The organism is Rhodococcus sp. NPDC055024 (assembly GCF_053608585.1).
Map to the genome: position 1 here is coordinate 48,916 of NZ_JBSGVT010000018.1, position 24,079 is coordinate 72,994.

Below are 24,079 nucleotides of genomic sequence, written 5' to 3' on the forward strand. Positions count from 1 at the left end.
AGGGCGATTGTGCAGCCGCAGCGATAACTACCCTCGCGGCTGCATAATCGCCCTGCGGCTTCTGGTCCTCACCCCACTGGCATCTCGCTGAGCGTCCGACGTGTGACAAACCGCCGCGCTCTCCCCGACAACGGGTCGGTGAATTCGAGTTCCCTCGCGAGCAATTGGAGTGGGAGGGAATGATCGTCCGGGGCGTCGGGAAGCAGGTCGGGGTATCGCCGGTCGCCCAGGATCCCTGCGCCGAGAGCTGCCAAATGCACCCGCAACTGGTGCATCCGTCCGGAGTGTGGACGTAGAACCGTGTGCAGCACAGCACGTCCGGAGGCACTCACGCCCGTCCCTCGCGCCTCGATCATGGTCTCGGAGTTAGGTTCACGGCTGTCGTCGACGAGGACCCGCAACTCGCCGCGTCGAGCTTCGATGTGGTTGCGGTAGACGAGGGGACCGTCGGATTCGGCGAACCCCGATGCATCCTGGCCCCACCGGGGCGGTCGCGCCGACACCGCCTCGTAGACCTTCGTGACCTGACGCTTCTCGAACAAAGACTGGTACGCGCCGCGCGTCGCGGGGCGAGCCGAGAACATCACCACGCCCGCGGTGCCGCGGTCGAGCCGATGGATCGGGGTCAGATCGGGGTTGTCGAGGCGGACCCGTAGGCGGACGAGCGCCGACTCGCGCAGGTAGCGCCCGCTGGGGGTGGTCGGGAGAAAATGTGGTTTGTCGATGACGACGAGGTCGTCGTCGGTGTGCAGGATCTCCTCGTGGAACGGCACCGGATCCTCTGCCGGTAACTCGCGGTAGTACCAGACGAACCGGTGCGCGCTGAGTTCTGTGCTCCGGCGGATCGAGGTGCCGTCGATTCCCACGAACTCGCCGTCGTCGAACCGCCGATACAGGTTTTCGGCGTCCAGATGGTCGAACTTGGCCACGACGTACTCGGCGATTGTCGCCCACGGCCCAGAGGGCGGGATGCGTAGGCGCGTCGGGCCTACCCCGTTCTTGACGGGCAGCGGTGGGGACATGGACACGCAGGTCATCATCCCATCGACCGCTGGTCAGCGGTGATTCGGCGTGGCCTCTACGGAGACGTCCCCGCGGGGACGCGGAACCGAACTCGCAGCGGTGGTCGGCCTAGATCGTCGAGTCGAAAATCAGTAGCGCGGACGACTGGCGGGTCCGTATGGTTCGGGAGGCAAAAGACCGCAGTCGAAAAGCGCTGCGGTCCATACCTTCTGTAGCTCAATTGGTGAGAGCACCCGACTGTGACTCGGGCGACGGCGGATCGTAACCGCCCAGAGGGACTCAGTTCAGATACGGCTGAGGTCGGGCCTCTAGGCGCAGAGACCGGCAGCCCTTTGCCTGCAGAGTTGTCGAACGAGCCTCAGTCGGTATTCCCTGAATCGCCGAACAGCATTCCAGTCACCCGCCATTTCCGCGTCGGCAAGTAGGTATTCGCAGTTGTCCAACTGATCTTTCAAAGACATCATCAGAATTCACCTCCGATCACCCGAGCAAGTACCTGTCCAGGATGCGGCCGACGGGACCCCGGGGACATCGGCCGTAGTACCTGTTTAGGTACCTGCTTCGGCGCGCGGTGGAGGCTACTTCTTGACCGCAGGCGCAGGTAGCGGCATACCGCGCTCGGTCAGGACGGTGCGGAGACGGTCGGGGTAATCGGTGATGATTCCGTCGACCCCGAGGTCGATGAGGGCGTGCATGGTGGCGGGATCATCGACGGTCCACGGGATGACCTTCACGCCACGCGCATGTGCGCTCGCGATCATGTCGGCTGTCGGATAGAGGGTGAAACCGGGATCCCCGACCTTTCCACCCTGCGGAGTTCCTTGGACGGGGGAGTAGGCGGAGGCACCGAAGGTTGCTACCGCCGCGATGCCGTCGCCACCGAAATCATCGATGTCCAGGCCGCCGAGCCACGGTGACGCTCCGTCCTTGCCTACCTGGAGAAAGTCGCCGTTAGTGAGCGCAACAACGGGGAGATTCGGTGCGAGTTGACGGGTGAGCATGAGTGAGCCCCAGTCGAAGCTCTGAATGGTGACGCTGTCCAACAATCCGGCTGCCCGGATCGTGTCGAGAACAACAGAGACGAACTGCTCACGCGGGGCGGTCTCGTGAGGTGCTCCCGCTTCCACCTTGGTCTCGATGTTGAGCTTGATTCCGGGTGCGTTGTACGACTTCACCAGGGCGAGCACTTCTTCGAGCGTCTGCATTTTCGCTCCCGGAACATTCTGCTGCTCAGGGTATCCGGCAAGGGGGAGAGTGCCGCAGTCCATGGTCTTGATCTGCTGCAGGCTCAGCGTGTTGACGAATTTGCCGACGTACGGGAACTCCGGGTCGCCGGTAGTGGCCGGCTCGGTGTCGAGGCATTTCTTGTTCGAGATCTTCCGATCGTGTGTGACGACAGCGATTCCGTCCTCGGTGATCTGGGTATCGAGTTCCAGTGTGCTGACGCCCATTTCGAGGGCATTGGCGAACGCAGCCAGGCTGCTCTCCGTGTACAGGCCGAGTCCGCCGCGGTGGGCTTGGACGTCGAACGTCGAAACCGGCTGGGGCGCTGAACTACCGAACGAACCGGACCAGTCGAGACTGCCGGTTGGCGATGCCGAGGCCGGGGTCGCCAGCGCGACGAGGGGGAGTGCGACGGTCACGGCGGCGCACGACAATATTCTGCTCAGTTGCATGAAAGGAACGTAGAGGCGTCGAATGGCTCAACGGGGTTCGTTAGGTAAACTAACGGTAAAGGTCAGGCCGCGTGAATGCGCTGCTCGACTCCGCTCGCTTGGACCTTCATCCACGACGCCAGAAGCTCACACCCGGTCAGTCCACTGGCGTCGAGAGGTTCGATCGCGTAGCTGATGTGCCTACCGCCGCGAGGGTTCTTCAGCTGAAAGCGGTTCAGGTTCAACTTCGTCGGCAGATAGCCGAGCACTTCGAGGAACGCGGTGCGAATGCGTCGTAGATCGGTACGCCACTGCTTGGGGCTGAAACGAGTCTTCTGCGCATTCTGGAAGGCATTGCTACGAAGGAGTTCCCACACCTTGCGTACCCACACCCGCGCCTGGGAGAAGGACATCCAGCGCGTCAAGTCTGCGATGTCGCGAATGTAGCTGTCGTCGCTGGCATTACAGATCATGTCCTGTGGGTGCCCGATCCACTTGACCGGAATCCACGGCTGGACTTCGGGTCCGTCGCCGGCAACTCCGTGTCCCTCACAACCTTCGATCACGCCGGCCGGTTGTTGAGGATCGGAGATCAGTCCGACTCCGATGATGTTGGCGCCGTTCAGCGTCGGAAGAGCCGAGCGGATCACGGTGCATCCCTGTGAGTATCCGATCAGCATCACGGGGCCGTCTGTCTGCGCGATTTCGGCGGTGAGGGCCTTCACACCCATCGCGGTGCTGTGCCGAAAGCTCAGGCCGCCGTCGGCGACCGGACCATACGACGCAGGATAAGCGACCCAACGAGAATCGAATCGACTGTCGAGTTTGTCGGTGACGGCGCTGAGGAGTCCGAGCACACGCGCGCCGTGGTCGCCGACGTGGGATTCGCCGGTGCCGCCAACTGCAAGAACGGTTACCTCAGCCATGTCAGCGATCATCCACGTCGATTCTGAGAGGTCTGCATCCAAACCCTGAGAAGAGACTGGCAATCCGTTGTGCTGCGAAATCGTTATAGAGCGAGCACCATTTACCCATGACGACGCCGAATCGTTCATCCAGACGAAAAGTGTCCGTGGTCGGTGCGGGAAGCGTCGGCACCGCAATTGCGTATGCGTGCCTGATACGCGGATCGGCCGACGCGCTCGCCCTCTACGACACCAACAGCGCAAAGGTCCGGGCCGAAGTTCTCGATCTCAACCACGGCACCCAGTTCACACCGCCGTGCACGGTCGAGGGAGGCGACGACATCTCGGTCACCGCGGGATCCGACTTGGTCGTCGTCACCGCGGGCGCCAAACAGCATCCCGGTCAGTCGCGTCTCGAACTTGCCGCGGTGAACGTCAAGATCGCGCAGACACTGACCGAACAACTGTTGGCGGTGTCGCCGGACGCGGTTCTTCTCTTCGTCACCAACCCGGTCGACGTGGCGACCTACGCAGCGATCCAGGCCGCGGGACCGTCGTACGGGGGCCGAATCTTCGGATCGGGAACGGTGCTGGACACGGCCCGATTGCGATTCCTGATGGCCACCGAACTCGGAGTCGCGGTCGAGAACGTCCACGCCTTCATCGTCGGCGAGCACGGGGACTCCGAGATTCCGCTCTGGTCGAGCGCGACCATCGGTGGAGTGCCGGCAACCTCGTTCGTGGGACCGTCGGGCGGCATACTCGGCCCGGACCTACGGGCGAATGTCGCGAAGTCGGTGGTCGAGAGTGCTTACGAGATCATCGAGGGTAAGGGTGCCACCAACCTCGCCATCGGATTGTCGAGCGCGTTCATCGTAGAAGTCGTGTTGCGGGACGAACAACGGGTGCTGCCGGTATCGACTTTGCAGACCGGCGTCCACGGACTCGAGCACGTTTGCCTGTCGCTACCCACGATGGTCGGTCGCGCGGGTGCCGGTCGAGTCCTCGAGGTACCGCTTTCAGAAAAGGAGGCTTCGGGGCTCCGATCCTCTGCCCGTACTTTGCAAGAGGTGCAGCAATCTCTGGGATTGTGAATATCTGTTGTCCTCGATATCCGACATATAGGATCAACAAATGATCAGCTTCCTGATTCGCGCCGCGATCTTCCTGGGTTCTGCCGCTGTCGGGCTTCTTGTTGCGTCGTTGATTCTTTCGGGCTTCTCGGCGCCTACATCCGGATTCATCGTTGCCGTCGTGATCTTTGCGATTGCGCAGTCGGTCCTGGCACCGTTCATCGCGACGGTGGCAAAGCGACATGCACCGGCATTTCTCGGCGGAATCGGATTGGTGTCGACATTCGTCGCTCTGTTGGTGGCGTCGCTCTTCTCCAATCTGTCGATTTCCGGTGTCTCGACGTGGATTCTGGGAACCGTCGTCGTGTGGCTGGTAACCGCAGTTGCGACGCTGGTTCTTCCGTTGTTGTTCGTGCGTAAGAAAGTTCAGGAGAAGAAGGCACAGTGACGCGCCCGAACATCGGTATGGACTACACAGTCCTGGACTGCCCGGATCCGGCTGCATTGGCCAACTTCTACGTCCAGGTCCTCGAGTGGAAAAGTGTTCGCGACGAGGATGATTGGCACGTGATCGAAGGGCCCGGCGGGGAGCGACTCGCGTTTCAGCTCGCTCCGGATTTTGTTCCGGTGAACTGGCCGACGTCCGGCGTCGGGATCCATCTGGATCTGCTCGTGGATTCTCTCGACCCGGCGGAGGCTTGGGTGATCGGCCTGGGTGCGCAGCGGGTGACCGGCATCCCGGAGCATCAGACTTTCCGCGTCTACCGCGACCCGGTCGGTCACTATTTCTGCCTGTGCCTGCGGGACTGAGTGTCGACTCGCCCCGATCTCGTCGACCGTGGATAATTCCGAACACTTGTCACGCCCGAGAATTGGAGATCGACGATGGCTTCGCAGAATTCCGACGAATTCCTGGTAGAACGTACGACGATCGTCAAGGCAGAAGCATCGGTCGTCTTTGCATTGATCAACGATTTCCATCAGTGGACTCAGTGGTCGCCGTGGGAAGGTCTCGACCCGGCGATGCAGCGCACGTACGCGGGTCCTGACGCGGGCGTCGGGGCTTCGTACGCCTGGGCGGGAAACAAGAAGGCGGGCTCCGGTTCGATGGTGATCACCGAATCCGTCCCGAATGAACGAGTAGTTTTGGACCTGGCCTTCCTCAAGCCGTTCAAGGCGCAGAACGTCACCACGTTTCTCATCTCGCCGAATTCCGGTGAAGTTCAGGTGACGTGGAAGATGACCGGAAAGAAGAATCTGTTCTTCAAGATCTTCGGTTTCATCTTCAGCATGGACAAGCTTGTCGGAAAGGATTTCGAGAAGGGCCTGTCCCAGCTGAAAGCTGCTGCAGAAAAGGGCTGACGAGCCGGTGGTACCGTCTCCCGGTGTTACGGATGACGCCCACCGACGCCCAAACCTTCTGGATTTCGGAGAAGATCCCCAACGATCAGCTGCTGCTTTACTGCTTCGACGGGCAGAGCCAGTCCATGGACGAGCTACGACGCTCGGTGGTGGAAAGCGCGTCGCTCATCCCGGATCTCAATGTTCGGATACGCGAATCACCGTGGCACCTCGACTATCCGCTCTGGGAGCCAATGCCGGTCGATTCCTCGTTGGTGAGAGTGCATGAGCTGCCCGAAAACTCGTGGCTCTCGTGCATTCACGGCATCGAGAAGCTACTTGAAAACCACGTCGACCCACGCGAGTCGCCGTGGACGCTGCACCTGTTTCACGGCGTCACCGGCGCGCCGCGTTGTAGCGGCCCGGCGCTGATCGCAGTTCTGCAGGTCGCTCATTCCTTGGCCGACGGCAAACGGGCGTCGGCGATTGCTCGCCAGCTGTTCTCGCCGCAACCGCCCGCAAAGCAGAAGACGGACGAGCGACGCAGTGGATCAGCCGAGATTCTGGGCCGCGCCGCCCTGCGCCTGCCAGGTCAGCTTGTCTCGTTGTTCCGCGACGGCCGAGCGGGGCACAAAGCGCAGTTGCAACTGCAGGCGGATACCAAATCGGGAGTTGTTGCGCCGCAAGCGGCAAGCCGTCCCAAGGTGCGCTCCAACATCCCTCCCGGACCTCACCGACTGGTCCGCATGGTGGTACGGGACAGTGCAGATTTCCGCGGCAACGGGGTGTCCGTCACAGTCGGAGCGATGACCGCGATCTCGGTGGCGATGGCGAACTTCCTCACCGAACGAGACGGCTCGGTGCCGCCCGAATTGGGAGCTGAGGTGACCATCGCCAAAGCTGGTACACCCACGGCGCGCAACCACTTCCGCAATGCGGGTGTCGGACTGTTCCCAGATGTCGGCGACCTCCGTGAGCGAGCCCAACGGATCAAGGAGTCGATGGACGAGCGCCGCGCACGTGCGTCCCATCCATCCAGTGCAGCTTCGGATCTCGCGCTGAACGCGGTTCCCGGACCGCTCGTCCGCTGGGGAGTGCAGCAATACGATTTCACGGCAGTGCCCGACGAGGTCACCGGAAACACCGTCGTGTCGAGTGTCGCGCGCGGTGATGCGGATCTGGTGCTCGGAGGCGGCGTCGTTCGGTTCACAGCGGGCTTCCCGAGTTTGTCGCCGGTCATGTCGTTGACCCACGGCGTACACGGGATCGGGGACACGGTGACGATCAGCATCACCAGCAGTCCGGCCTCGATTCCCGACATCGATGTGTACGAGCAGATGATGCACGACGCAATCGACGAGGTGCGCGAGGCGCTGTCGTGACGGCCTGATGTACTGGCAGCATGGGATTCACGCGCGCCGAACTGGAATCGTTCCGAGACGCCGAGATCGAGGATCTGATCGGGCCCGATTGTCGGCTGTTGTTCGTCGGTATCAATCCGGGACTGTGGACGGCGGCGACCGGCGCGCATTTCGCCAGGCCGGGCAATCGGTTCTATCCGGCACTGCTGCGGGCAGGCATCATCGAGCATGCGATCGATCCTTCCGCGGGTATGTCGGACGCTGACGCACAGCACCTGATCGATCGGGGAGTGGGTATCACCAATTTGGCGGTACGCGCTACGGCCAGAGCCGACGAGTTGACGGCGGAGGAACTTGCTGCCGGGGGACTGCGGGTGCGGGTGGTTGTGCGTGCGACAAAACCGAAAGTGGTTGCCTTTGCCGGAATCACCGCCTATCGCACTGCTTTCGGTGACAAACGAGCCAAGGCGGGGCGGCAGGATCAGGCTTTCGAGGGGGCAGCACTGTGGATTGTGCCCAATCCCAGCGGTCTCAATGCACACGAGACTGTGGAGACCCTGGCCGCCAAATACCGTTCTGCTGCAGCTGAAGCCGGAATTGTCTGACAAGAACTCTCAGTTCCGTTCGCCTGGAACGAAGTACGGGATAGAGTGGCCGTATGTCTGTTCTTTACAACATCTTTGTAGTGATTCATCTACTCGGTATGGCTGCCCTGGTCGGTAGCTACTTCACCGTCCTCAAGGCTCCCTCGATCACCGAGGTCATGGTGTGGGGTGCCAGGATGCAGTTCGTGTCCGGCCTGATCATCGTCGGGTTGGGCGAAGGCGCCCTGGACAAGAACTACATTCATGCGAAGATCGCTGTGAAACTTGTACTTTCACTGGTCATCGTGGCGCTTGCCGAGATCACCCGGGCGAAGCAGAAGAAGGATCAACCCAATCCGAATCTGGTACACGTCGTCGGCGGGTTGTCGATCGTGACCGTTTTCGTGGCTGCGCTCTGGACCTGACCAAACACGAAGAAGAGCCCCGGCGATCGAAACCCGCCGGGGCTCTTTGCTGTTGACGTGTCTACAGACCTGGACGCTTGCCGATCGTCAGGGTTACTTCACCGGTGTGCGCAAAGAAGTCGTTGCCCTTGTCGTCGACGACGATGAAGGCGGGGAAGTCCTCGACGTCGATCTTCCAGACGGCTTCCATACCCAGTTCGGCGTACTCGAGGATGTCGACCTTCTTGATGCAGTCGAGGGCCAGACGAGCCGCGGGTCCACCGATCGACCCGAGGTAGAAACCGCCGTGCGAGTTGCAGGCGTCGGTGACCTGCTTGGAACGGTTTCCCTTGGCCAGCATGATCATCGAGCCACCGGCGGCCTGGAACTGCTCGACGTACGAGTCCATACGGCCGGCCGTGGTCGGGCCGAACGAACCGGACGCCATGCCGTCGGGCGTCTTGGCGGGGCCGGCGTAGTACACCGGGTGATCCTTGAGGTACTGCGGCATCTCTTCGCCTGCGTCGAGGCGTTCCTTGATCTTGGCGTGCGCGATGTCGCGTGCCACGACGAGCGGACCGGTCAAGGAGAGACGAGTCTTCACCGGGTGCTTGGAGAGCTCGGCGAGGATCTCCGACATGGGCCTGGTCAGATCGATCTTGACCGCAGCACCCTTGCCGGTACCCGAAATGCCATCGGTCTCTTCGTCGAGCTGAGCGTCCGTGACCTCGGGCAAGAAACGGCCCGGGTTGAATTCGAGCTGTTCCAGGAACACGCCCTCCGGGGTGATCTTGGCCTTCGCCTGTCGATCTGCCGAGCAGGACACCGCAATGGCGACGGGCAACGAAGCGCCGTGGCGGGGGAGTCGGACGACGCGGACGTCGTGGCAGAAGTACTTGCCGCCGAACTGTGCTCCGATACCGATCTTCTGCGTGAGCTCGAAGACCTTCTTCTCGAGCTCGTGATCGCGGAAGCCGCGACCCGTGATGGCGCCTTCGGTGGGCAATTCGTCGAGGTAGTGCGCCGACGCGTACTTCGCCGTCTTCATCGCGAACTCGGCCGAGGTACCGCCGACGACGATTGCAAGGTGGTACGGCGGGCAGGCTGCGGTGCCGAGTGAGCGGATCTTCGCCTCGAGGAACTGCATCATCGAGTCGGGGTTCAGGATCGCTTTGGTTTCCTGGTACAGGTAGGACTTGTTGGCGCTTCCGCCGCCCTTGGCCATGAAGAGGAACTTGTACGAGTTCTCGTGTCCGGCAGCAGTATCGGCGTACAGCTCGATCTGCGCGGGCAGGTTGTTGCCCGTGTTCTTCTCGTCCCACATCGTGATGGGCGCGTTCTGCGAGTAGCGCAGGTTCAGGCGCGTGTAGGCGTCGTAGACACCGCGGGCAATGGCCTTCTCGTCGTCGCCGGGGGTGAGCACGTGCTGCCCGCGCTTGCCCATGACGATGGCGGTTCCGGTGTCTTGGCACATCGGCAGAACACCGGCAGCGGCGATGTTGGCGTTCTTGAGAAGATCGAGCGCTACGAACTTGTCGTTGTTCGACGCTTCGGGATCGTCGAGGATGCTCGCCAGCTGCGTCAGGTGATCCGTGCGCAGGTAGTGAGAGATGTCGTGCAGCGCCGTTTCGGTCAGCAGACGCATCGCCTCCGGCTCGACCTGCAGGAAGGTGCGGCCGTCCGGTCCCTCGACTGTCGACACCCCTTCGGTGGTGAGCAATCGGTATTCGGTGGTGTCATCACCGATCGGCAACAGGTCCTCATAGAGGAAGTCGGCCATCATCTCTCCTGAACAAGGGTGCGTGCGAAGGTCGCATTCAGGTTATCGTTGGGGGTTTCCTTCTCTGAATCGGGGCGGGTGTGAGCTGGAATTATCCGGACCTCACTGGCTCGATCAAGATGCTTCGACCAGTTCGGAGAGTTCGACTCCACGAAATTCGGCAAGTATTTCGGCCTGCTCGGTCACTGCTTCGCGGGCTGATCGTGACCACGTTCCCCACGGGGTGATCGCGACCTTCAGCTTCTTTCCGGACGTTCGCGGGCGCCACAGTCCGGTGATCGCGCCGCCGACCATCACGGTGCCCGGTCGCCCGAGGGTCGGCCATACCGTCTTCTGTGCGGCCGGGTCGGGAACGAGGGTCTCCCGATCCTTGAGCTGTACATACGGATCGAAAGGCCCGAGCAGGCGCGTACTCGAATCGGTGGGGGAGCCGAGCAAGGCTTCGCGGTCCTGTTCGAGAATCCACCGCTTCTCGCCGTTCACCTCGACCTCCTCGGCGTCGGTGGGCCAGTGGGCTTTGACGTCCTTGACCTGAGCATCGAGAAACGACGCGATGTGAGCAGGAGTGGCGGGTCCGTAGAAGCGCAGATACCCGCGAATCACGTCGAAGCGGGGATCGGCGTCAGAACCTGAGGCTGTGTACGGGGGTCGACGCCAACCCGGAATGCGTTCGAGCACTGGGGGAGATGTGCCCGGCTGCAGTTCGAGGCCCGCCTGAAGCGCCGCGAGCCGGAACGGCATCTCGTACAGATGAGTGGCGTTGCACGGTCGGCAGAATCGCAAAAAGGGCTCGGTCACTCGCGTGGTCAATTGCGCGGACATCTCGCCCTTGACGGTTGGTTTCGAGACGATGTCCCGCATCGCAGTAGCAACTGTTTGCAGGGCAGTCAGCGTCGGGATGCCGGCGGCCTTCAGCGGCCGGTTCGCGTCGTAAATGCGTGTGGCTGCATCGGCTTCACTGAACGGCGACGTGGCGACAGCGACAGCAGGCAGATCGCGACGACGGTAGTAGTGGGGAGCTCCGCGCAACGTCCAGGCAAGAGCGAGGTCAGTGGCGTCGACGCGCATGCCGCGGATCCGCAGTGCCCACGCGGCGCCGTCAGGTCCGGTGTTCTGAATCCCGAGGTCGAGAATGTCGCAATCGTTGTGATCGGCGTCACCGGAATGTGGCCTGTCGAGTTGATGACGGTGCCACCGGAAATTAGCTACCTGCGTGAGTGACGCTGCGCTAGACATGATTTCAGTTTACTGGTGGGTAACCGCAGGATTTGGGGCGGTTGATCAATACGGCGACAGAATCGGTCAGATTCGACCGATTGGCCGGAATTTTTTCAGTAGCAGACCTTATTAGTCGAAATAATGACCCCATTGTCGGAATCCTTTGCCAACTGGTCGTTCGTATGATTACTGTTACCCACGTCACGGATACATTACAGATGTGACGCAGCTGTCACAGCACTGTCGGGTGCTTTTTGGCAGCTGACCTCTGACTTCTCTAGGAGATTCACATGGGTTCACTGATGTCGATCGTCGAACTTGCACTCAAGGGCATTGGCTCGCTCGGTGCCGGCGACCAGTTGTTCGAAACCTTCATCGGTTCGGTTCAGACGAACACGGGCAGCCTCAAGCCGCTCCTCTGATCCCGCCCGCCGGAATCGGACTGTTCGACCACAAACTTCCGCTCGGGTTACCGAGACCTAAACAACTGTAGGAGTTTTCATGGGATCCTTCGAAATCGTGGGGAACGTCATCACGGCCGTCAACAACGTCGGCACCGCATTCTTCAATTCGCTGACCACGCTCAGCGGCGGCACGGTTACGCCCAAGTAAGCGTCGTCTGACTAGAAAGGCTCACGCACTCGGTGCGTGAGCCTTTCCGCGTCGACCGGATCGAGTTTTTCCGATCACGTCGGGTTTGCCTGTTTCAGGCGGTACCGTTCGAAAGGATCCGCTGCCGAAGAGAGTGACCCGAATGATCGAGACTCGTGCTTTGCGAACGGTTTTCCGCGTCTTCGTGGCGTTGGCCATGGCAGTATGTGGGCTCCAGCTCCTCACGGCACCGGGTCAGGCTCAATCAGTGAACAGCAGGCTGGTCGACATCTCGGTGTACTCACCGTCGATGGGGCGCGACATTCCGTTGCAGGTCTTGCGGCCGGCTGATACCTCCACGCCCGCTCCGACGCTCTACCTACTCAATGGAGTAGACGGAGGAAAAGACGACGCGACGTGGTCGGTGCGGACCGATGCACCGAAGTTCTTCGCCGACAAGCACGTCAACGTGGTCACCCCTCTCGGTGGAGCATTCAGCTACTACACCGATTGGGAGCGGCCGGACCCCGGCCTCGCGAAATCCGGCAATAACAACGGGGTCAACATGTGGACCACGTTCCTGACGGAAGAACTACCGCCAGTAATTGATTCGACGTTCGGGACGACCGGCGAGAACGCACTGGCCGGGTTGTCGATGGCGGGCACGTCGGTACTGGACCTGGCGATGTCAGCACCCGCGTTGTACAACAGCGTCGGGTCCTTCAGTGGGTGTGCGATGACGAGTCCCGGGATCGGTCAGGATTTCGTGAAACTCGTGGTCGCGGTGGGTGGCGGCAACGCGGAGAACATGTGGGGTCCGTACGATGGTCCGGGTTGGCCGGCTCACGATCCGGTTGTCAACGCGGACAAGCTACCTCGCATTCCGATGTACATCACCACCGCAACGGGGATTCCCGGTCCGTACGACACACTTGCCGATCCACGGATCGACAACGACGTCACAGATTTGGCTTTGCAGCTCGTTCTCGGTGGCGGAATCGAGGCAGCAACTCACTACTGCACTACCCAGCTTGCGGACAAGACGAACGCATTGGGTATGAACAACATTCGCTACAACTTCAAGCCGGCAGGAACGCATTCATGGGGATACTGGGAAGACGACTTACACGACTCGTGGCCGATGATCGCCACGTCGCTCGGCGTGTGAGTTCCCGTCGAGCGAGCCTTCGAAGCGTTGTTCTCGTCGGCGCGCTCGCCCTGACTTCACTACTGGCGCTGCCGTCGACCGCACTCGCCGACGAGTCCCCGAAAATAACGAGCGTCACTGAACTGTCCTCGCGCTTGGTTCTTCTCGACGTTCTCAGTGCCGCCATGGGGCGTACCATGCAGGTCAAAGTACTGCTTCCGGCCGACCGCTCGGAACCGCGCGGGACGCTGTATCTCCTGGACGGCAATTCCGGGCAGATCGAAGAGAACAACTGGTTGGCCCCCGCTAACGGCGATATCGTCCCGTTCTTTGCCGACAAGAACGTGAACGTCGTACTCCCCATCGGCGGCACCGGCACCATGTACACCGACTGGCAGGAAGATCACCCGAAATTCGGTCGTCTGAAGTGGGAGACCTTTCTGACAGAAGAGCTTCCCTCACTGATCGACGCGAGGTTCGCGACCAACGGGCACAACGCAATCGGCGGGATTTCGATGGGCGCAGAAGCCGCGCTGATCCTGGCCCAACGCTCGGCCGGGTTGTACGACGCGGTCGCCGGCTACAGCGGCTGCTACACAACCGTCGGAGGATTCGGCAAGGCGTTGACCGATCTTGTGGTCATCAACGGAAATGCCCGTTCGGAGCAGATGTGGGGTCCGGCCGGTAGTGACGCTTGGCAAGAGCACGACATCTTCGCCAATGCCGACAAGCTCCGCGGAACCAAGGTGTACCTTGCGTCGGGATCGGGACTGCCAGGCCCACACGAAACCCTCGACACTCCGGCCCTGGGTCGTGTGCTGGTCGTAGGCGGGGTCATGGAACTGGGATCGAATCTGTGCACCGACCAGATCACGCAGGTGCTGCGCGATCGTGGAGTCGATGTCACCCGCAGCGCTCAGCCGGTGGGGACGCACGGTTGGCCGTACTGGCGCGACGAACTCGTTCGTTCCTGGCCGATGCTCGAATCTGCGTTGTCCGCTTGAGCGGTTCCTTGCGATGAGTTTTCGTTTCGGGTCGGGTCTATAACCCTGTACACCTGTTTCGTAACCTCTCCGACAAGGACAGAACATGCCTTCCATCACTCCCTGTTTGTGGTTCGACAACCAAGCAGAAGAAGCAGCCAACTTCTACATCTCGGTGTTCGGTTCCGGGCAGATCCTCGGAATTGAAAGGTACGTCGAAGGATCGCCCTCCGGAATGCCGGCGGGATCGGTGATGACTGTCAGCTTCGAGCTCGACGGTCAGCGATTCACCGGACTGAACGGCGGACCGATGTTCACGTTCTCGGAGGCGGTGTCATTCGAGATTCCGTGCGTCGATCAGGCGGAGGTCGATCACTACTGGTCCAGGCTGACCGAAGGCGGGGAAGAAGGCCCGTGCGGCTGGGCCAAGGACAAGTTCGGATTGTCCTGGCAGGTAGTCCCGAATCGCCTCCTCGAACTGATGAAGGATCCAGACCGAGCCAGGGCACAACGCGCCACGGACGCGATGATGAAGATGAAGAAGATCGATATCGCAGAGCTCGAACGGGCCGCAGACGCGTCCTGAACACGATCTGGCCGTTGGGCGACGGTCTTCTTTAGCTGATGCTAGCCTTCCCTAATTCTCGCTGGAGCGTTGGAGGAGTGCTGGTAACCATGCGGATCAAAGTCTCTCGAATGAAGATTGCAGTCACCGCCTTGGCGGCCTCGCTTGCCGTCGCCGGGCTTGCCGGTTGCAGTAGCGACAGCGCTGACGCACCCGCGGAGGCGGGAGCAACCGTCTCGACGATGTTCGGTGACGTCGAGGTCCCGGCCAACCCGGAGCGCGTCGTGGCGCTTGGTTGGTCGGATGCCGAGACGGCACTTGCCCTCGGAACACAGCCGGTCGGTGTCGCGGACTGGATGGCGTTCGGTGGCAAGGGCGTCGGACCGTGGATTGCGGACGAGTTCACCGCCGACCCAAAGATCCTCGGAACGATGGACCTGAGCGTCGAAGACGTCATCGCACTCGAGCCGGACCTCATTCTGTGGACGCGAAGCGACAACACGCAGGCGACCTACGACAAGCTCAGTGCCATCGCGCCTACGGTCGGGCCGCCTCCAGGTCTCGCGACGGCCTACGGGACGACGGTCGAACAGCAGACCGAACTCGTCGCCAAGGCACTCGGCAAAGATTCGGAAGGCAAGGCGCTACTCGACGGCCTCGACGCCAAGTTCGACGCCGCGATTGCCGGCAATCCGAACTTCGCGGGCAAGACCGCGGCGGTCGGCGCCTACAGTTCCGACGGTTACGGCGCCTACGTACCCGGCGACGCGCGCGCAGACTTCATGACCCGTCTCGGCTTCACGATTCCGGCCGCGATCACCGAGAAGGCCACCGGCAATTTCTACGTTCCGGTCGCCAACGAGAACCTCAACCTGTTCGACGCCGATCTCACCGTGCTGTTCCCGATCTTCCTCGACAGCAGTGCGTTTGCAAACGATCCGCTGTTGCGTGCAATTCCGTCAGTCCAACAGGGACACTTGTTGATCCTCGATGACGCTTCACTCGTCAATGCGTTCTCGAGTGGCTCCGCACCGGGGCTGACTTACGCGATCGACAACGCGGTTCCGAAATTCGCGAGCACGCTCGGAGCCTGATCAGAGCCATTTCAGAGCCTGCCCGTCACTGTGAGCGTGTTCGCAATCAGTGGCGGGCGGTTCTCGTGCGTCCGTACACTGGAAAAAGTGAACTTTCAGCTAACCAGCGGCGCCCCCGTGGAGATCGGTCCCGTGGAGGTCGCAGCGACCGCTCCTCGTTTTCCGCGGATGCATGCGTACGTGGATATCGCTGTTGTGATCGTGGTGCTGGTGGGAACCAATCTGATTGCACACTTCACCACCGCGTGGGCGAGCATCGCCACGGTACCTATTTCTGCTCTTGTTCTGTTGGCGCTCACCAAGCGCCGGGGAATGGGTTGGGCGGAGCTCGGGCTGTCGCCTCGTGACCTGCGGAAGGGTTCGAAGTACGCCCTGGCCGCCGTCGGCCTGGTCCTGACGGTTGTCGCCGTCGGCGCGCTGCTTCCGTTTACGCGCCCGTTCTTCATGGCGGATCGCTACGCCACAATTTCCGGCGCCATCATCGCGTCGATGATCGTCATTCCGCTCCAGACCGTCATTCCCGAAGAGTTGGCTTTCCGCGGCGTCTTGCACGGCACGTTGAACCGGGTCAGTGGATTCCGGGGCGTCGCAGCGGCCGGTTCATTGATGTTCGGACTGTGGCACATCGCGTCGTCGATGGGTTTGACCAGCGGCAACGAAGGGCTTTCCGGCTTTCTCGGTACCGGAGTCGTCGGTCAGGTCGCCGGAATCCTCGGGGCTGTTCTCGCCACCGCTGCAGCCGGTCTCGTATTCACCTGGCTCCGTCATCGCAGCGGCAGCCTCATTGCGCCGATCGCACTGCATTGGTCGTTGAACGGGGCGGGCGCGCTGGCTGCGGCTCTCGTTTGGCATGCAACTCTTGCTTGATCCCAATATCTGACAAAAAGGACAGCATTCGCCGCGCGGTTTTGGGTAGTTTTGTGCTTTGCTCAGTAAGTGACGCACCTTCATCGAGGCCATGTCTTCCACATTTCCGGTCGTCCGACGGTTGAGGATGCGGCGCAGTCGCTCGTCTCGATCCCCGACGGCGTGTTGGCGATCGACGATGCGGGAACCATCGTCTACTGCGGAGAATTCGAATCACTCCCGAGCGCACTCGAAGGAGCTGAAACCCACGATCACCGGCCAGGATTTCTGCTGCCCGGATTCGTCGACGCGCACATTCACTTCCCGCAGACGTACGCCGGCGACGCGTACGGCGGCGGTCAACTCCTCGAGTGGCTCGACCTCTGTGTCTTTCCCTCCGAATCGAGGTTTGCTGATCCTGAGTTCGCCCAGCATGCCGCCGAGGCCTTCTGCGCTCGCCGAATCGCCACGGGAACCACGGCCGCGATGGTGTTCGGATCGGCCTTCCCGCACGCGCAGGACGCCCTGTTCTCGGAAACTCTGAAACGTGGCCTTCGGGTGGTCAGCGGGCGGGGGATTCAAACCACCGGCCCGGCCTCCGCCGCTCCACTGATCACTTCTGAAGAGGACGCGATCAGGCTCACTCGCGAGGAGATCGACAAGTGGCACGCGGCCGACACCGGTGACGTGAATACTGCGTTGGTTCACGTCGCAGTGGTTCCGCGCTTCTCCCTTGCGGTGACGACCCGAACACTGAAAGAGCTGGGGGAGTTGTACGACTCGGTCCGCGACCGCGGCGTCTACTTCCACAGTCACCTCAACGAGAACAATCGGCCGGGAACCGGCGAGGTGGCAACCACGCTGGCCGAGTACGAGGTCGAGACCTATCTCGACACGTACGACGGCAAGTTCCTACCCGGCTCGCAGGTCGGCGGAAAGAGCTTCCTGGGTCCGCGCGCGATTCTCGCGCACTCGGTGCACTGCCAGGACTCCGAACTCGCACGAATGGCCGAGACCGGAACCTCGATCGCACATTGTCCGACGTCCCAACAGTTTCTCGGCTCCGGCACCATGCCGTGGAAACGAACCGTTGCGTCAGGGGTCAACATCGCGATCGGATCGGACTTCGGCGGCGGTGACGAGTGCCTGCTCACCCGAGTCCTCGGCGACGCCTTCAAGGTTCACATCTCCGAAGCCGGCGACGACGGAGTATCGATGCACCCCGCCGAACTGTTGTTCACCGGGACTCTCGCCGGTGCTCGCGCGCTGGACATGGAGAACCGGATCGGCAATTTCGACGAGGGCAAAGAGGCCGACTTCCTGGTGATCGATCCGTCCGGATGGCCGCCGCTCGCCGGTCTCGTCAACCATGGAACGCGCTCGGATGATCCGATACTCGCCCGCGACCAGACGCTCTTCGGGCTCCTGATGGCGATGCGCGAGCCCGCGATTGCGCACGTGTACGTGCAAGGGCGCCGGGTGTCGGGCTGACGTGTCCGCAACCGCCATCACCGGATACCACCGAACGAGTTCGGGATTCCGGGCGTGGGTAGAGCGTGCGGCCGAGATCGCCGGTCGATTCGACGGCTACCTGAGCTGCGCTGTCAGTGATCAACCGGAACCGGTGTCGCACGGGTTGTCCGTCACTTTCGACAGTGCCGACGATCTTCATCGCTGGCTGGAGTCGACTGATCGCCGCGATCTCGAAAGATCTGCTGCAGCAACGGGAATTCTCGCGCAGACGAGTGATCTGGTGCTGGTCGACGGCATTCTGCCGCCGCCCGGTATCGGTGTGTACGACCATGCCGTCGTCGTGGGTAAGGAGAACGAGTTTCTGCGAACGCAACGACACCTCATAGATCTCAGTTCGCGATTCTCCGGTTACGAGTCGGTGATGTTGTTGCGGTCGGTCACCGACTCGACCCAGTGGAAGTCCGTCCTTCGGTTCCGGACCGAGCACCAGTTGGCGGTGTGGATGGCGTCGCCCGAAAGGGCCGCGGCACTACCGAAACTGCGAGCCGAGCTAGCCGAGGACTTCACCGAGACCACGCGGTCGACACCGTTCGGCACGATTCTGCGTACGGAGAACGGGCAGACCCGTGCGACGCCGAATTGGAAGACGGCGATGATCATTCTGCTCGTTCTGTATCCGACGGTGATGACGCTGTCGAGGTTTCTCGGACCGCTGCTCGACGGGATCGGAGCGCCGCCATGGCTCTCGATGTGGCTGAGCCAGATAGTGAGCGTCGGCGCCATGACGTGGTTCCTGATGCCGACGGTCACCAGGTGGTTCCGCCATTGGCTGGACCCGGTCGACGGCGCCGTTCCCCACACCAACTGGCGCGGCGTAGCGGCGGTAATTGGGGTGTATGCAGCGACTCTGACGCTGTTCGCGTCGGTGAAGTGGCTGCAGTTCTGGGACTACTTCGACTGAATCCGGCCTCGGCGGAAGTAGGCGAGCGGTCCGAAGAAGTTGACGAAGATGATCGCTGCCCACTTCTTCTTGCTGCCGTTCACTGTTTCGGCAGGTCGTCGCGCGAGGTCGGTCCACGCGGCAATCGCCAACAAGGACTGAATCGCTGCGAGCAGGGCGACGGCGCGGCGCTGTGCGGGTGACAGCTCACTCCAGGACTTCTTTTTCGTGAGGTTCATGAACTCCACTTTGCCCTCGAACGTCCGATCCATGTCGAGCTGGGGTTGCAATCGGCACCCGAAGTTCCCCGAAACGGTGTGAATAGCGTCACCATCATGACCGCTAAGTACGGTGTGGGACCGCGGCGGGACGGTCGTTTTCGGCGTAAAGATCTCGCTAACTCGAACTGTGGCTGAATGTTTGCGTGAGCGCTAAGCTCGCGTGGCCCGATCCGCGAAAGTGATTTGGCCAATCTGCTGGTACGCGCACTATGGAGTGCAACCTCCACTTTATTAAGTAAGGCTTGCCAATCTTGTAGTCGATGTACAGATTTAATGCTGAAGGGTAGCTACTATCGGGAACGATGTTCGGAATGTGTCAAAAAATCGTCCGTAGGTGACAGTTTGATCACTGCAGGTGTGCGTTACCTGTGTGTATGTCTGTGACCTGAAGGGGCCGAAATGTAACGTCCCGGACACATTTGGTGTCGCGGAAGTAACGGAAGGCCTCTACTCTTATCGCCAGCAGCCATTCACATGGCAGCAAATCCTCTGGACCGTATCTTCGACAGGAGCACATCGCATGAGCAGCGCAGAATTCTCGGATGCCTTCACCTTCCTCAACGACTTCTTCAGCAACGCGTCTGATCTCTTCAGCGCTCTGAGCTTCTTCACCTCGCTCAGCTGATAGCTTCCGGCCTATAGGCCGACCCAGTGGCCCCCGAAGACGACGTCTTCGGGGGCCACTGTTGTCTATCTGTCTGATTATCTGCCTAGCGTCCAATTTGGTGACAATGTGAGCATTGTTGGCCAAGTGCATGGCGGGGTTGATGTGACTGTGGTGGAATGCGAGCGAAAGAAGATAGCTTGCCTGCCCGCCACTTCGAGCGGGACACGCCGATGATCGGAGCTTTGTGCACGTCTCGCGAAGAAACCTCTTCAAGTACGCAGCCGCTGGATCGGCAGCGGCCGGACTCGCTGCATTGAGCGGTACGACGTCGGTGGCCAATGCCGGTTCGCTCGGGACCCTGCTCGATTACGCCGCCGGTGTGCCGTCGGCCCAGGCAATCAAGGCCGCCGGGTACGCAGGCGCCATCCGGTACGTCTCGGATCGACGGCCGGGCGCCGATTGGATGGTCGGTAAGCCCGTACTGGCGCGGGAAACCGACGCGTTGACGGCGGCCGGACTCCAAGTCGTTTCCTGCTATCAATTCGGCAAGGGCGGTACGGCTGACTGGCGCGGGGCCCGCGAGGCCGGCAAGCGTCACGCGTCCCGTGGCCTCGAACTACATGCTGCGGCCGGTGGGCCGTCAGGTCGGCCGATCTACGCGTCGATCGACGACAATCCCACCAGTACCGAGATCACGACGCTGATTGCGCCATACCTCGAGGGGTGGGCCTCGGTTGTGGGCAACGGGGCACTCGGTGTCTACGGAAACACTCGCGTGATCGACGCGATGATCAGTGCAGGCGTCGGAACCTGGTTCTGGCAGCACAATTGGGGTTCGCCCGCAGGGTATGTGCACCCGCGGGCAAACCTGCACCAGTTCGAAATCGACAAGCGCAAGGTCGACGGCGTCGGCGTGGATCTGAACTCGATCCTCACTCGCGACTACGGGCAGTGGTCGTTGGCCGGCTCGGTCGGTCCGGTCCAGCCCGACGGATCCTCGTTGCCGACGGGATCTATCGCACCATAGCGCCGAATTTGGCGAGCCAGGCCTTTGCGTCATCGGGGAGGGTGCCCGCTGCTTCGGCGGCGAGGCACCATGCTTTTGCCATCGACAGGAAGTTCATCGGGTTGTAGGCGTCTTCTTCGCGAGACCACAATCCGTTGCCTGCGTAATGCAGGATCGTGATGTTGGCGGCTCCGTGCTTGGATCCGTCACCCGGATCCTCCATCGGGTTGTCGATCTCGCACACGATCCATCCACGCTGCTCGTCGACGACGAACCAGTTGGCCGGGAACTCGGTCATCCGGCGCCCCGGGAACTCGGTCATCGTGCGAGTCACCCACTTGCGTACGGCTTCTCGGCCGTCGAGGGTGCCGAAAGCGTGTTCCACGTAGACGACGTCCTCGGTGAACATGTCCGCGAAGGCGTTCCAGTCGCCGGAGCGAGTGCATTCGACAACGGTGTTCTGGTAACCCGCGAAGGCATCTTCGAGTTCCGTGCGTGTCCAGGTCATGAAAGTCTCCTCGGGTAGACGTCGCCTCAAATTAGAACACGTTGCAGAATTGATTGTCGGCGATTCGATGCAGAAGAGTTCTGCGGTACCGTCGTTGACGGGTCGGGGACCCATTAGGTGAGAGGGCAACACGTGGAATTCATCATCGACTTCATTTACACACTTCTGTCGAAGTTGCAGACGGGCAGCATCGAAGGCTCTTCGGAGAAGTGAGTCCTCCGCCGGGTTGATTCCCTTATGAGACTTTCTGTTTGGGAATCAATCCGGCGAACACCATTGTCACGACGGCAGCGGCGATGGAAATCAGGAACGTGGCGCGGAACGCCTCGAACGAGGGGATCACTGCGGTACCGACCGTGATGGTCATCCCGGCCAGAACGACGCTCACGATCGCGGCAGACGTCGACGTGCCGATCGATCGCATCAGAGAGTTCAGTCCGTTCGCGGCTGCGGATTCCGTGATGGGCACCGCGCCCATGATCAAGGCCGGCATGGCCGAGTACGAGAGCCCGACGCCCGCGCCGATGAACATTCCGGCCACGGCGACCTGCCAGACGCTCGACACCGTGAAATAGGCGAAGGCATAACCCAATCCGATGACAAGGGCACCAAGCATCAGCGTGATTCGTGGGCCACGCCAAGCCGAAATCCGAGCGGAGACGGGTGAGAGAGCCATCATGACAAGTCCGCCCGGGGCCAGTGCGAGTCCCGCTGCGACCATAGACAATCCGAGACCATAGCCGGTGGACGTCGGTGCCATGAGGAGTTGGGGGAGCGTCAAGGAATTGCCGTACATGGCAAAACCGACGGCGATCGACGCGAAGTTGGTGAAGAGAACCTGCGGCCGGGCCGATACGCGGAGGTCTACCAGTGGTGCGCTGCGTCGAAGTTCCCACCATCCCCACACCAGGAAGCTGAGCGCGGAAACCGCCAGGAGCCCCAGTGTTTTCGCGTCGCCCCACCCCCAGGTTCCGCCCTTCGTGATCGGGAGCAACAGGGTGATCAGTCCGATGGTGAGACCAAGCGCCCCGATGAAGTCGAAACGTCCCGGGCGACGTACTTTCGATTCGGGAATGACAAAGGCAACCAGTGCGATGCAGATCAATCCGAAAGCCGCCGAAGTGACGAACAGGAAGTGCCAGTTGGCATTCTGTGCAATCACTGCAGCGATCGGTAGTCCGATCGCACCGCCGACGCCGAGGGTCGCGCTCATGACGGCCATGGCACCGGCAACCTTCTTCGGCGGAAGAACGTCGCGAATGATGGCTATACCCAACGGAATTGCACCGACCGACGCACCTTGAAGTGCACGTCCGATCACCAGCACGATCAGTGAGGGCGCGATCGCGCAGATCGCCGAGCCCAGCACGACCATCCCGAGACTGACCAGCAGCATTCGTTTCTTACCGAACATGTCGCCGAGGCGTCCGCTGATCGGCGTGATCACGGCAGCGGCGAGGAGTGTTGCCGTGACCGCCCACGACGTGTCGGCGGGAGAAGAGTTCAGCAGGTGCGGCAATTGCGGAATGATCGGGACGACCAGCGTCTGCATCAAGGCGACGACGATTCCGCACAGTCCGAGAACGGTGAGCACGGGACCCGATGGTGCGTAGTTCGTGTCCGTGGTTTTCGTCTCAGGGGTATTCCCGTCGACGCTCGACGAATCTGCGTGAACGGACATTCGGCTCCCGCCATGGCGTGTTCGGTTTTGGTGCGTTCGCCCCAGTGTGCACGCTACACATCGTGTGTAGTCTGCACAATATGAGGATGGACCGGGACCCCGAACTGGTGAATATCGAATATGAGTTGACTCTGCTCTCGCGCTATCACGCGCTCGCTCAACGGGCGGAACTTCATCTGGACCGGTCGGCGTATCTGCTGCTCGGACGACTGGAATTACAGCATCCCATGAGCCTCAAGGAGCTCTCCTGCGCTTTCTCCCTCGACATCTCGACCATCAACCGGCAGATCGGTGCGCTACGCCGGTTGGGCTTGGTGGAGCGGGTGGAGGATCCGGACGGTGGCCTGGCGCGAAAGGTTCGACCGACAGCGCAGGGGCTGTCGAAACTTCGTGCTGATCGCGAACATTCGACAGCGGGCGTCGAAAAGGTCCTGCGCGAGTGGACGCCGGAGCAGCGTCTTGCGCTCGGTGATCTACTCCGGCAATTCAATCGCTCGGTGGAGAACTTGGAGGGCCGCGACTGGCCGCGACCGAATCAGGTCTGAGAGTGCGAAACGGACCGCAACGAGCGATCCGGATCGCTCGAATCCGATTCCGGCGCAATGACAACAAGTTTCGGATGTTCCTCGGGCGCTGCATGATTTCCACGCCAGGAGAGCAACGACCAGCGTGACAGTCCGGACAGCGCGGACCCGAGACTGGCGAACGAGCCCGAACTCAGGACCGATGCCGTAGATCCGATGCTTCCGATGGACAGGAAAGAGCCGACACTACCGATCGACAGAATCGAGTACGCCGATCCGATCGACAGGATGGACCCCTCGGATCGGATGGACAGTATCGACCGAGTCGACTTGTGCGACCGTATCGACTGGTCGTCTGGGCTTGATTTCCGGTCTGAACGGCCATGCGTGATGTCCACTCGTAGATGTCCCATCTATCGGGTCTATCACGGTGATCGGAGATGCAAAAGGGACCCACCGAAATTCGGTGGGTCCCTTTCACAAGACTTC

The 24,079-nt window shown here is 61.3% G+C and carries 26 protein-coding genes and 1 tRNA gene; 18 read left to right on the plus strand and 9 right to left on the minus strand.

Features of this window, described 5'->3' with window-relative positions:
* Positions 1-68 precede the first annotated feature (68 nt).
* On the minus strand, positions 69-1,040 hold the full coding sequence (locus ACWF6P_RS27875; protein ID WP_452623208.1) for a pseudouridine synthase: 972 nt from the start codon (positions 1,038-1,040) through the stop codon (positions 69-71).
* Between the two features lie 188 nt (positions 1,041-1,228).
* On the opposite strand from ACWF6P_RS27875, the gene ACWF6P_RS27880 reads away from it, so the two are divergent.
* Positions 1,229-1,301: transfer RNA gene (locus tag ACWF6P_RS27880), tRNA-His, on the plus strand.
* Positions 1,302-1,601: 300 nt separating this feature from the next.
* On the opposite strand, the gene ACWF6P_RS27885 is transcribed toward ACWF6P_RS27880, so the two are convergent.
* Complete coding sequence (locus tag ACWF6P_RS27885; protein WP_452623209.1) at positions 1,602-2,699, minus strand: glycerophosphodiester phosphodiesterase family protein; 1,098 nt, start codon at positions 2,697-2,699, stop codon at positions 1,602-1,604.
* Between the two features lie 62 nt (positions 2,700-2,761).
* Positions 2,762-3,604, minus strand: a complete 843-nt coding sequence (locus tag ACWF6P_RS27890) for a PE-PPE domain-containing protein (protein WP_452623210.1) — start codon at positions 3,602-3,604, stop codon at positions 2,762-2,764.
* A 107-nt stretch (positions 3,605-3,711) separates the two neighbouring features.
* Here ACWF6P_RS27890 and ACWF6P_RS27895 point away from each other — a divergent pair, with 107 nt between their 5' ends.
* The 7 genes from ACWF6P_RS27895 to ACWF6P_RS27925 all read left to right on the plus strand — a co-directional run bounded on the left by ACWF6P_RS27895 (position 3,712) and on the right by ACWF6P_RS27925 (position 8,367).
* Entirely contained in the window at positions 3,712-4,677 is a 966-nt protein-coding gene (locus ACWF6P_RS27895) for an L-lactate dehydrogenase (protein WP_452623211.1), read from the plus strand.
* Between the two features lie 40 nt (positions 4,678-4,717).
* Positions 4,718-5,104 carry a phage holin family protein gene (locus ACWF6P_RS27900; protein WP_003945275.1) on the plus strand — a complete coding sequence of 129 codons (387 nt, stop codon included), beginning with the start codon at positions 4,718-4,720 and terminating at the stop codon, positions 5,102-5,104.
* On the plus strand, positions 5,101-5,466 hold the full coding sequence (locus ACWF6P_RS27905; protein ID WP_452623212.1) for a VOC family protein: 366 nt from the start codon (positions 5,101-5,103) through the stop codon (positions 5,464-5,466). Before ACWF6P_RS27900 ends, ACWF6P_RS27905 begins: the two co-directional genes overlap by 4 nt.
* A gap of 75 nt (positions 5,467-5,541) precedes the next feature.
* Positions 5,542-6,018 carry an SRPBCC family protein gene (locus tag ACWF6P_RS27910; protein ID WP_452623213.1) on the plus strand — a complete coding sequence of 159 codons (477 nt, stop codon included), beginning with the start codon at positions 5,542-5,544 and terminating at the stop codon, positions 6,016-6,018.
* 32 nt (positions 6,019-6,050) lie between these two features.
* Positions 6,051-7,379: a WS/DGAT domain-containing protein gene (locus ACWF6P_RS27915; protein ID WP_452623214.1), complete on the plus strand. Its 1,329-nt coding sequence runs from the start codon at positions 6,051-6,053 to the stop codon at positions 7,377-7,379.
* 20 nt (positions 7,380-7,399) lie between these two features.
* The gene (locus tag ACWF6P_RS27920; RefSeq protein ID WP_452623215.1) at positions 7,400-7,963 is read left to right on the plus strand and encodes a mismatch-specific DNA-glycosylase; all 564 of its coding nucleotides are present in this window, start codon (positions 7,400-7,402) and stop codon (positions 7,961-7,963) included.
* Positions 7,964-8,016: 53 nt separating this feature from the next.
* Positions 8,017-8,367, plus strand: a complete 351-nt coding sequence (locus ACWF6P_RS27925; RefSeq protein WP_192712331.1) for a hypothetical protein — start codon at positions 8,017-8,019, stop codon at positions 8,365-8,367.
* Between the two features lie 61 nt (positions 8,368-8,428).
* On the opposite strand, the gene ACWF6P_RS27930 is transcribed toward ACWF6P_RS27925, so the two are convergent.
* Complete coding sequence (locus ACWF6P_RS27930; RefSeq protein ID WP_452623216.1) at positions 8,429-10,126, minus strand: fumarate hydratase; 1,698 nt, start codon at positions 10,124-10,126, stop codon at positions 8,429-8,431.
* Between the two features lie 114 nt (positions 10,127-10,240).
* A complete protein-coding gene (locus tag ACWF6P_RS27935) occupies positions 10,241-11,362 on the minus strand; it encodes a winged helix DNA-binding domain-containing protein (protein WP_452623217.1) in 1,122 nt (373 codons plus the stop codon).
* Positions 11,363-11,634: 272 nt separating this feature from the next.
* On the opposite strand from ACWF6P_RS27935, the gene ACWF6P_RS27940 reads away from it, so the two are divergent.
* The 8 genes from ACWF6P_RS27940 to ACWF6P_RS27975 all read left to right on the plus strand — a co-directional run bounded on the left by ACWF6P_RS27940 (position 11,635) and on the right by ACWF6P_RS27975 (position 19,004).
* Complete coding sequence (locus ACWF6P_RS27940) at positions 11,635-11,766, plus strand: hypothetical protein (RefSeq protein ID WP_285236466.1); 132 nt, start codon at positions 11,635-11,637, stop codon at positions 11,764-11,766.
* A 332-nt stretch (positions 11,767-12,098) separates the two neighbouring features.
* On the plus strand, positions 12,099-13,103 hold the full coding sequence (locus tag ACWF6P_RS27945) for an alpha/beta hydrolase (protein WP_452623218.1): 1,005 nt from the start codon (positions 12,099-12,101) through the stop codon (positions 13,101-13,103).
* Positions 13,100-14,086, plus strand: coding sequence for an alpha/beta hydrolase (locus ACWF6P_RS27950; protein ID WP_452623219.1), 987 nt, complete (start codon positions 13,100-13,102; stop codon positions 14,084-14,086). The genes ACWF6P_RS27945 and ACWF6P_RS27950 overlap by 4 nt, the downstream gene beginning before the upstream one ends.
* Before the next feature lie 85 nt (positions 14,087-14,171).
* Complete coding sequence (locus ACWF6P_RS27955) at positions 14,172-14,651, plus strand: VOC family protein (RefSeq protein ID WP_452623220.1); 480 nt, start codon at positions 14,172-14,174, stop codon at positions 14,649-14,651.
* Positions 14,652-14,761: 110 nt separating this feature from the next.
* A complete protein-coding gene (locus ACWF6P_RS27960; RefSeq protein ID WP_452623221.1) occupies positions 14,762-15,724 on the plus strand; it encodes an ABC transporter substrate-binding protein in 963 nt (320 codons plus the stop codon).
* Between the two features lie 168 nt (positions 15,725-15,892).
* On the plus strand, positions 15,893-16,591 hold the full coding sequence (locus tag ACWF6P_RS27965) for a CPBP family intramembrane glutamic endopeptidase (protein ID WP_452623248.1): 699 nt from the start codon (positions 15,893-15,895) through the stop codon (positions 16,589-16,591).
* Between the two features lie 69 nt (positions 16,592-16,660).
* Complete coding sequence (locus tag ACWF6P_RS27970; RefSeq protein WP_452623222.1) at positions 16,661-18,061, plus strand: amidohydrolase family protein; 1,401 nt, start codon at positions 16,661-16,663, stop codon at positions 18,059-18,061.
* 1 nt (position 18,062) lies between these two features.
* The gene (locus ACWF6P_RS27975; RefSeq protein ID WP_452623223.1) at positions 18,063-19,004 is read left to right on the plus strand and encodes an antibiotic biosynthesis monooxygenase; all 942 of its coding nucleotides are present in this window, start codon (positions 18,063-18,065) and stop codon (positions 19,002-19,004) included.
* Here ACWF6P_RS27975 and ACWF6P_RS27980 read toward each other — a convergent pair.
* Positions 18,992-19,222 (minus strand): PLD nuclease N-terminal domain-containing protein, encoded by a 231-nt coding sequence (locus tag ACWF6P_RS27980; RefSeq protein WP_452623224.1) that lies wholly within the window; start codon positions 19,220-19,222, stop codon positions 18,992-18,994. The genes ACWF6P_RS27975 and ACWF6P_RS27980 overlap by 13 nt on opposite strands.
* A gap of 893 nt (positions 19,223-20,115) precedes the next feature.
* On the opposite strand from ACWF6P_RS27980, the gene ACWF6P_RS27985 reads away from it, so the two are divergent.
* The gene (locus tag ACWF6P_RS27985; protein WP_452623225.1) at positions 20,116-20,898 is read left to right on the plus strand and encodes a DUF1906 domain-containing protein; all 783 of its coding nucleotides are present in this window, start codon (positions 20,116-20,118) and stop codon (positions 20,896-20,898) included.
* Here ACWF6P_RS27985 and ACWF6P_RS27990 read toward each other — a convergent pair.
* Positions 20,885-21,385 carry a nuclear transport factor 2 family protein gene (locus ACWF6P_RS27990; protein WP_448277485.1) on the minus strand — a complete coding sequence of 167 codons (501 nt, stop codon included), beginning with the start codon at positions 21,383-21,385 and terminating at the stop codon, positions 20,885-20,887. The genes ACWF6P_RS27985 and ACWF6P_RS27990 overlap by 14 nt on opposite strands.
* 235 nt (positions 21,386-21,620) lie before the next feature.
* Entirely contained in the window at positions 21,621-23,066 is a 1,446-nt protein-coding gene (locus tag ACWF6P_RS27995; protein WP_452623226.1) for an MFS transporter, read from the minus strand.
* Between the two features lie 86 nt (positions 23,067-23,152).
* On the opposite strand from ACWF6P_RS27995, the gene ACWF6P_RS28000 reads away from it, so the two are divergent.
* The gene (locus tag ACWF6P_RS28000; RefSeq protein WP_230814148.1) at positions 23,153-23,611 is read left to right on the plus strand and encodes a MarR family winged helix-turn-helix transcriptional regulator; all 459 of its coding nucleotides are present in this window, start codon (positions 23,153-23,155) and stop codon (positions 23,609-23,611) included.
* On the opposite strand, the gene ACWF6P_RS28005 is transcribed toward ACWF6P_RS28000, so the two are convergent.
* Complete coding sequence (locus tag ACWF6P_RS28005; RefSeq protein WP_347874272.1) at positions 23,602-24,003, minus strand: hypothetical protein; 402 nt, start codon at positions 24,001-24,003, stop codon at positions 23,602-23,604. The genes ACWF6P_RS28000 and ACWF6P_RS28005 overlap by 10 nt on opposite strands.
* Positions 24,004-24,079 lie beyond the last annotated feature (76 nt).

What these genes read in the sequence shown, in the direction of transcription:
- ACWF6P_RS27875 (WP_452623208.1), bottom strand. Translation starts at nt 1,040, where the DNA reads ATGATGACCTGCGTGTCCATGTCCCCACCGCTGCCCGTCAAGAACGGG.
- ACWF6P_RS27885 (WP_452623209.1), bottom strand. Translation starts at nt 2,699, where the DNA reads ATGCAACTGAGCAGAATATTGTCGTGCGCCGCCGTGACCGTCGCACTC.
- ACWF6P_RS27890 (WP_452623210.1), bottom strand. Translation starts at nt 3,604, where the DNA reads ATGGCTGAGGTAACCGTTCTTGCAGTTGGCGGCACCGGCGAATCCCAC.
- ACWF6P_RS27895 (WP_452623211.1), top strand. Translation starts at nt 3,712, where the DNA reads ATGACGACGCCGAATCGTTCATCCAGACGAAAAGTGTCCGTGGTCGGT.
- ACWF6P_RS27900 (WP_003945275.1), top strand. Translation starts at nt 4,718, where the DNA reads ATGATCAGCTTCCTGATTCGCGCCGCGATCTTCCTGGGTTCTGCCGCT.
- ACWF6P_RS27910 (WP_452623213.1), top strand. Translation starts at nt 5,542, where the DNA reads ATGGCTTCGCAGAATTCCGACGAATTCCTGGTAGAACGTACGACGATC.
- ACWF6P_RS27915 (WP_452623214.1), top strand. Translation starts at nt 6,051, where the DNA reads ATGACGCCCACCGACGCCCAAACCTTCTGGATTTCGGAGAAGATCCCC.
- ACWF6P_RS27920 (WP_452623215.1), top strand. Translation starts at nt 7,400, where the DNA reads ATGGGATTCACGCGCGCCGAACTGGAATCGTTCCGAGACGCCGAGATC.
- ACWF6P_RS27925 (WP_192712331.1), top strand. Translation starts at nt 8,017, where the DNA reads ATGTCTGTTCTTTACAACATCTTTGTAGTGATTCATCTACTCGGTATG.
- ACWF6P_RS27930 (WP_452623216.1), bottom strand. Translation starts at nt 10,126, where the DNA reads ATGGCCGACTTCCTCTATGAGGACCTGTTGCCGATCGGTGATGACACC.
- ACWF6P_RS27935 (WP_452623217.1), bottom strand. Translation starts at nt 11,362, where the DNA reads ATGTCTAGCGCAGCGTCACTCACGCAGGTAGCTAATTTCCGGTGGCAC.
- ACWF6P_RS27940 (WP_285236466.1), top strand. Translation starts at nt 11,635, where the DNA reads ATGGGTTCACTGATGTCGATCGTCGAACTTGCACTCAAGGGCATTGGC.
- ACWF6P_RS27945 (WP_452623218.1), top strand. Translation starts at nt 12,099, where the DNA reads ATGATCGAGACTCGTGCTTTGCGAACGGTTTTCCGCGTCTTCGTGGCG.
- ACWF6P_RS27955 (WP_452623220.1), top strand. Translation starts at nt 14,172, where the DNA reads ATGCCTTCCATCACTCCCTGTTTGTGGTTCGACAACCAAGCAGAAGAA.
- ACWF6P_RS27960 (WP_452623221.1), top strand. Translation starts at nt 14,762, where the DNA reads ATGAAGATTGCAGTCACCGCCTTGGCGGCCTCGCTTGCCGTCGCCGGG.
- ACWF6P_RS27965 (WP_452623248.1), top strand. Translation starts at nt 15,893, where the DNA reads ATGCATGCGTACGTGGATATCGCTGTTGTGATCGTGGTGCTGGTGGGA.
- ACWF6P_RS27980 (WP_452623224.1), bottom strand. Translation starts at nt 19,222, where the DNA reads ATGAACCTCACGAAAAAGAAGTCCTGGAGTGAGCTGTCACCCGCACAG.
- ACWF6P_RS27990 (WP_448277485.1), bottom strand. Translation starts at nt 21,385, where the DNA reads ATGACCTGGACACGCACGGAACTCGAAGATGCCTTCGCGGGTTACCAG.
- ACWF6P_RS27995 (WP_452623226.1), bottom strand. Translation starts at nt 23,066, where the DNA reads ATGTCCGTTCACGCAGATTCGTCGAGCGTCGACGGGAATACCCCTGAG.
- ACWF6P_RS28000 (WP_230814148.1), top strand. Translation starts at nt 23,153, where the DNA reads ATGGACCGGGACCCCGAACTGGTGAATATCGAATATGAGTTGACTCTG.
- ACWF6P_RS28005 (WP_347874272.1), bottom strand. Translation starts at nt 24,003, where the DNA reads ATGGGACATCTACGAGTGGACATCACGCATGGCCGTTCAGACCGGAAA.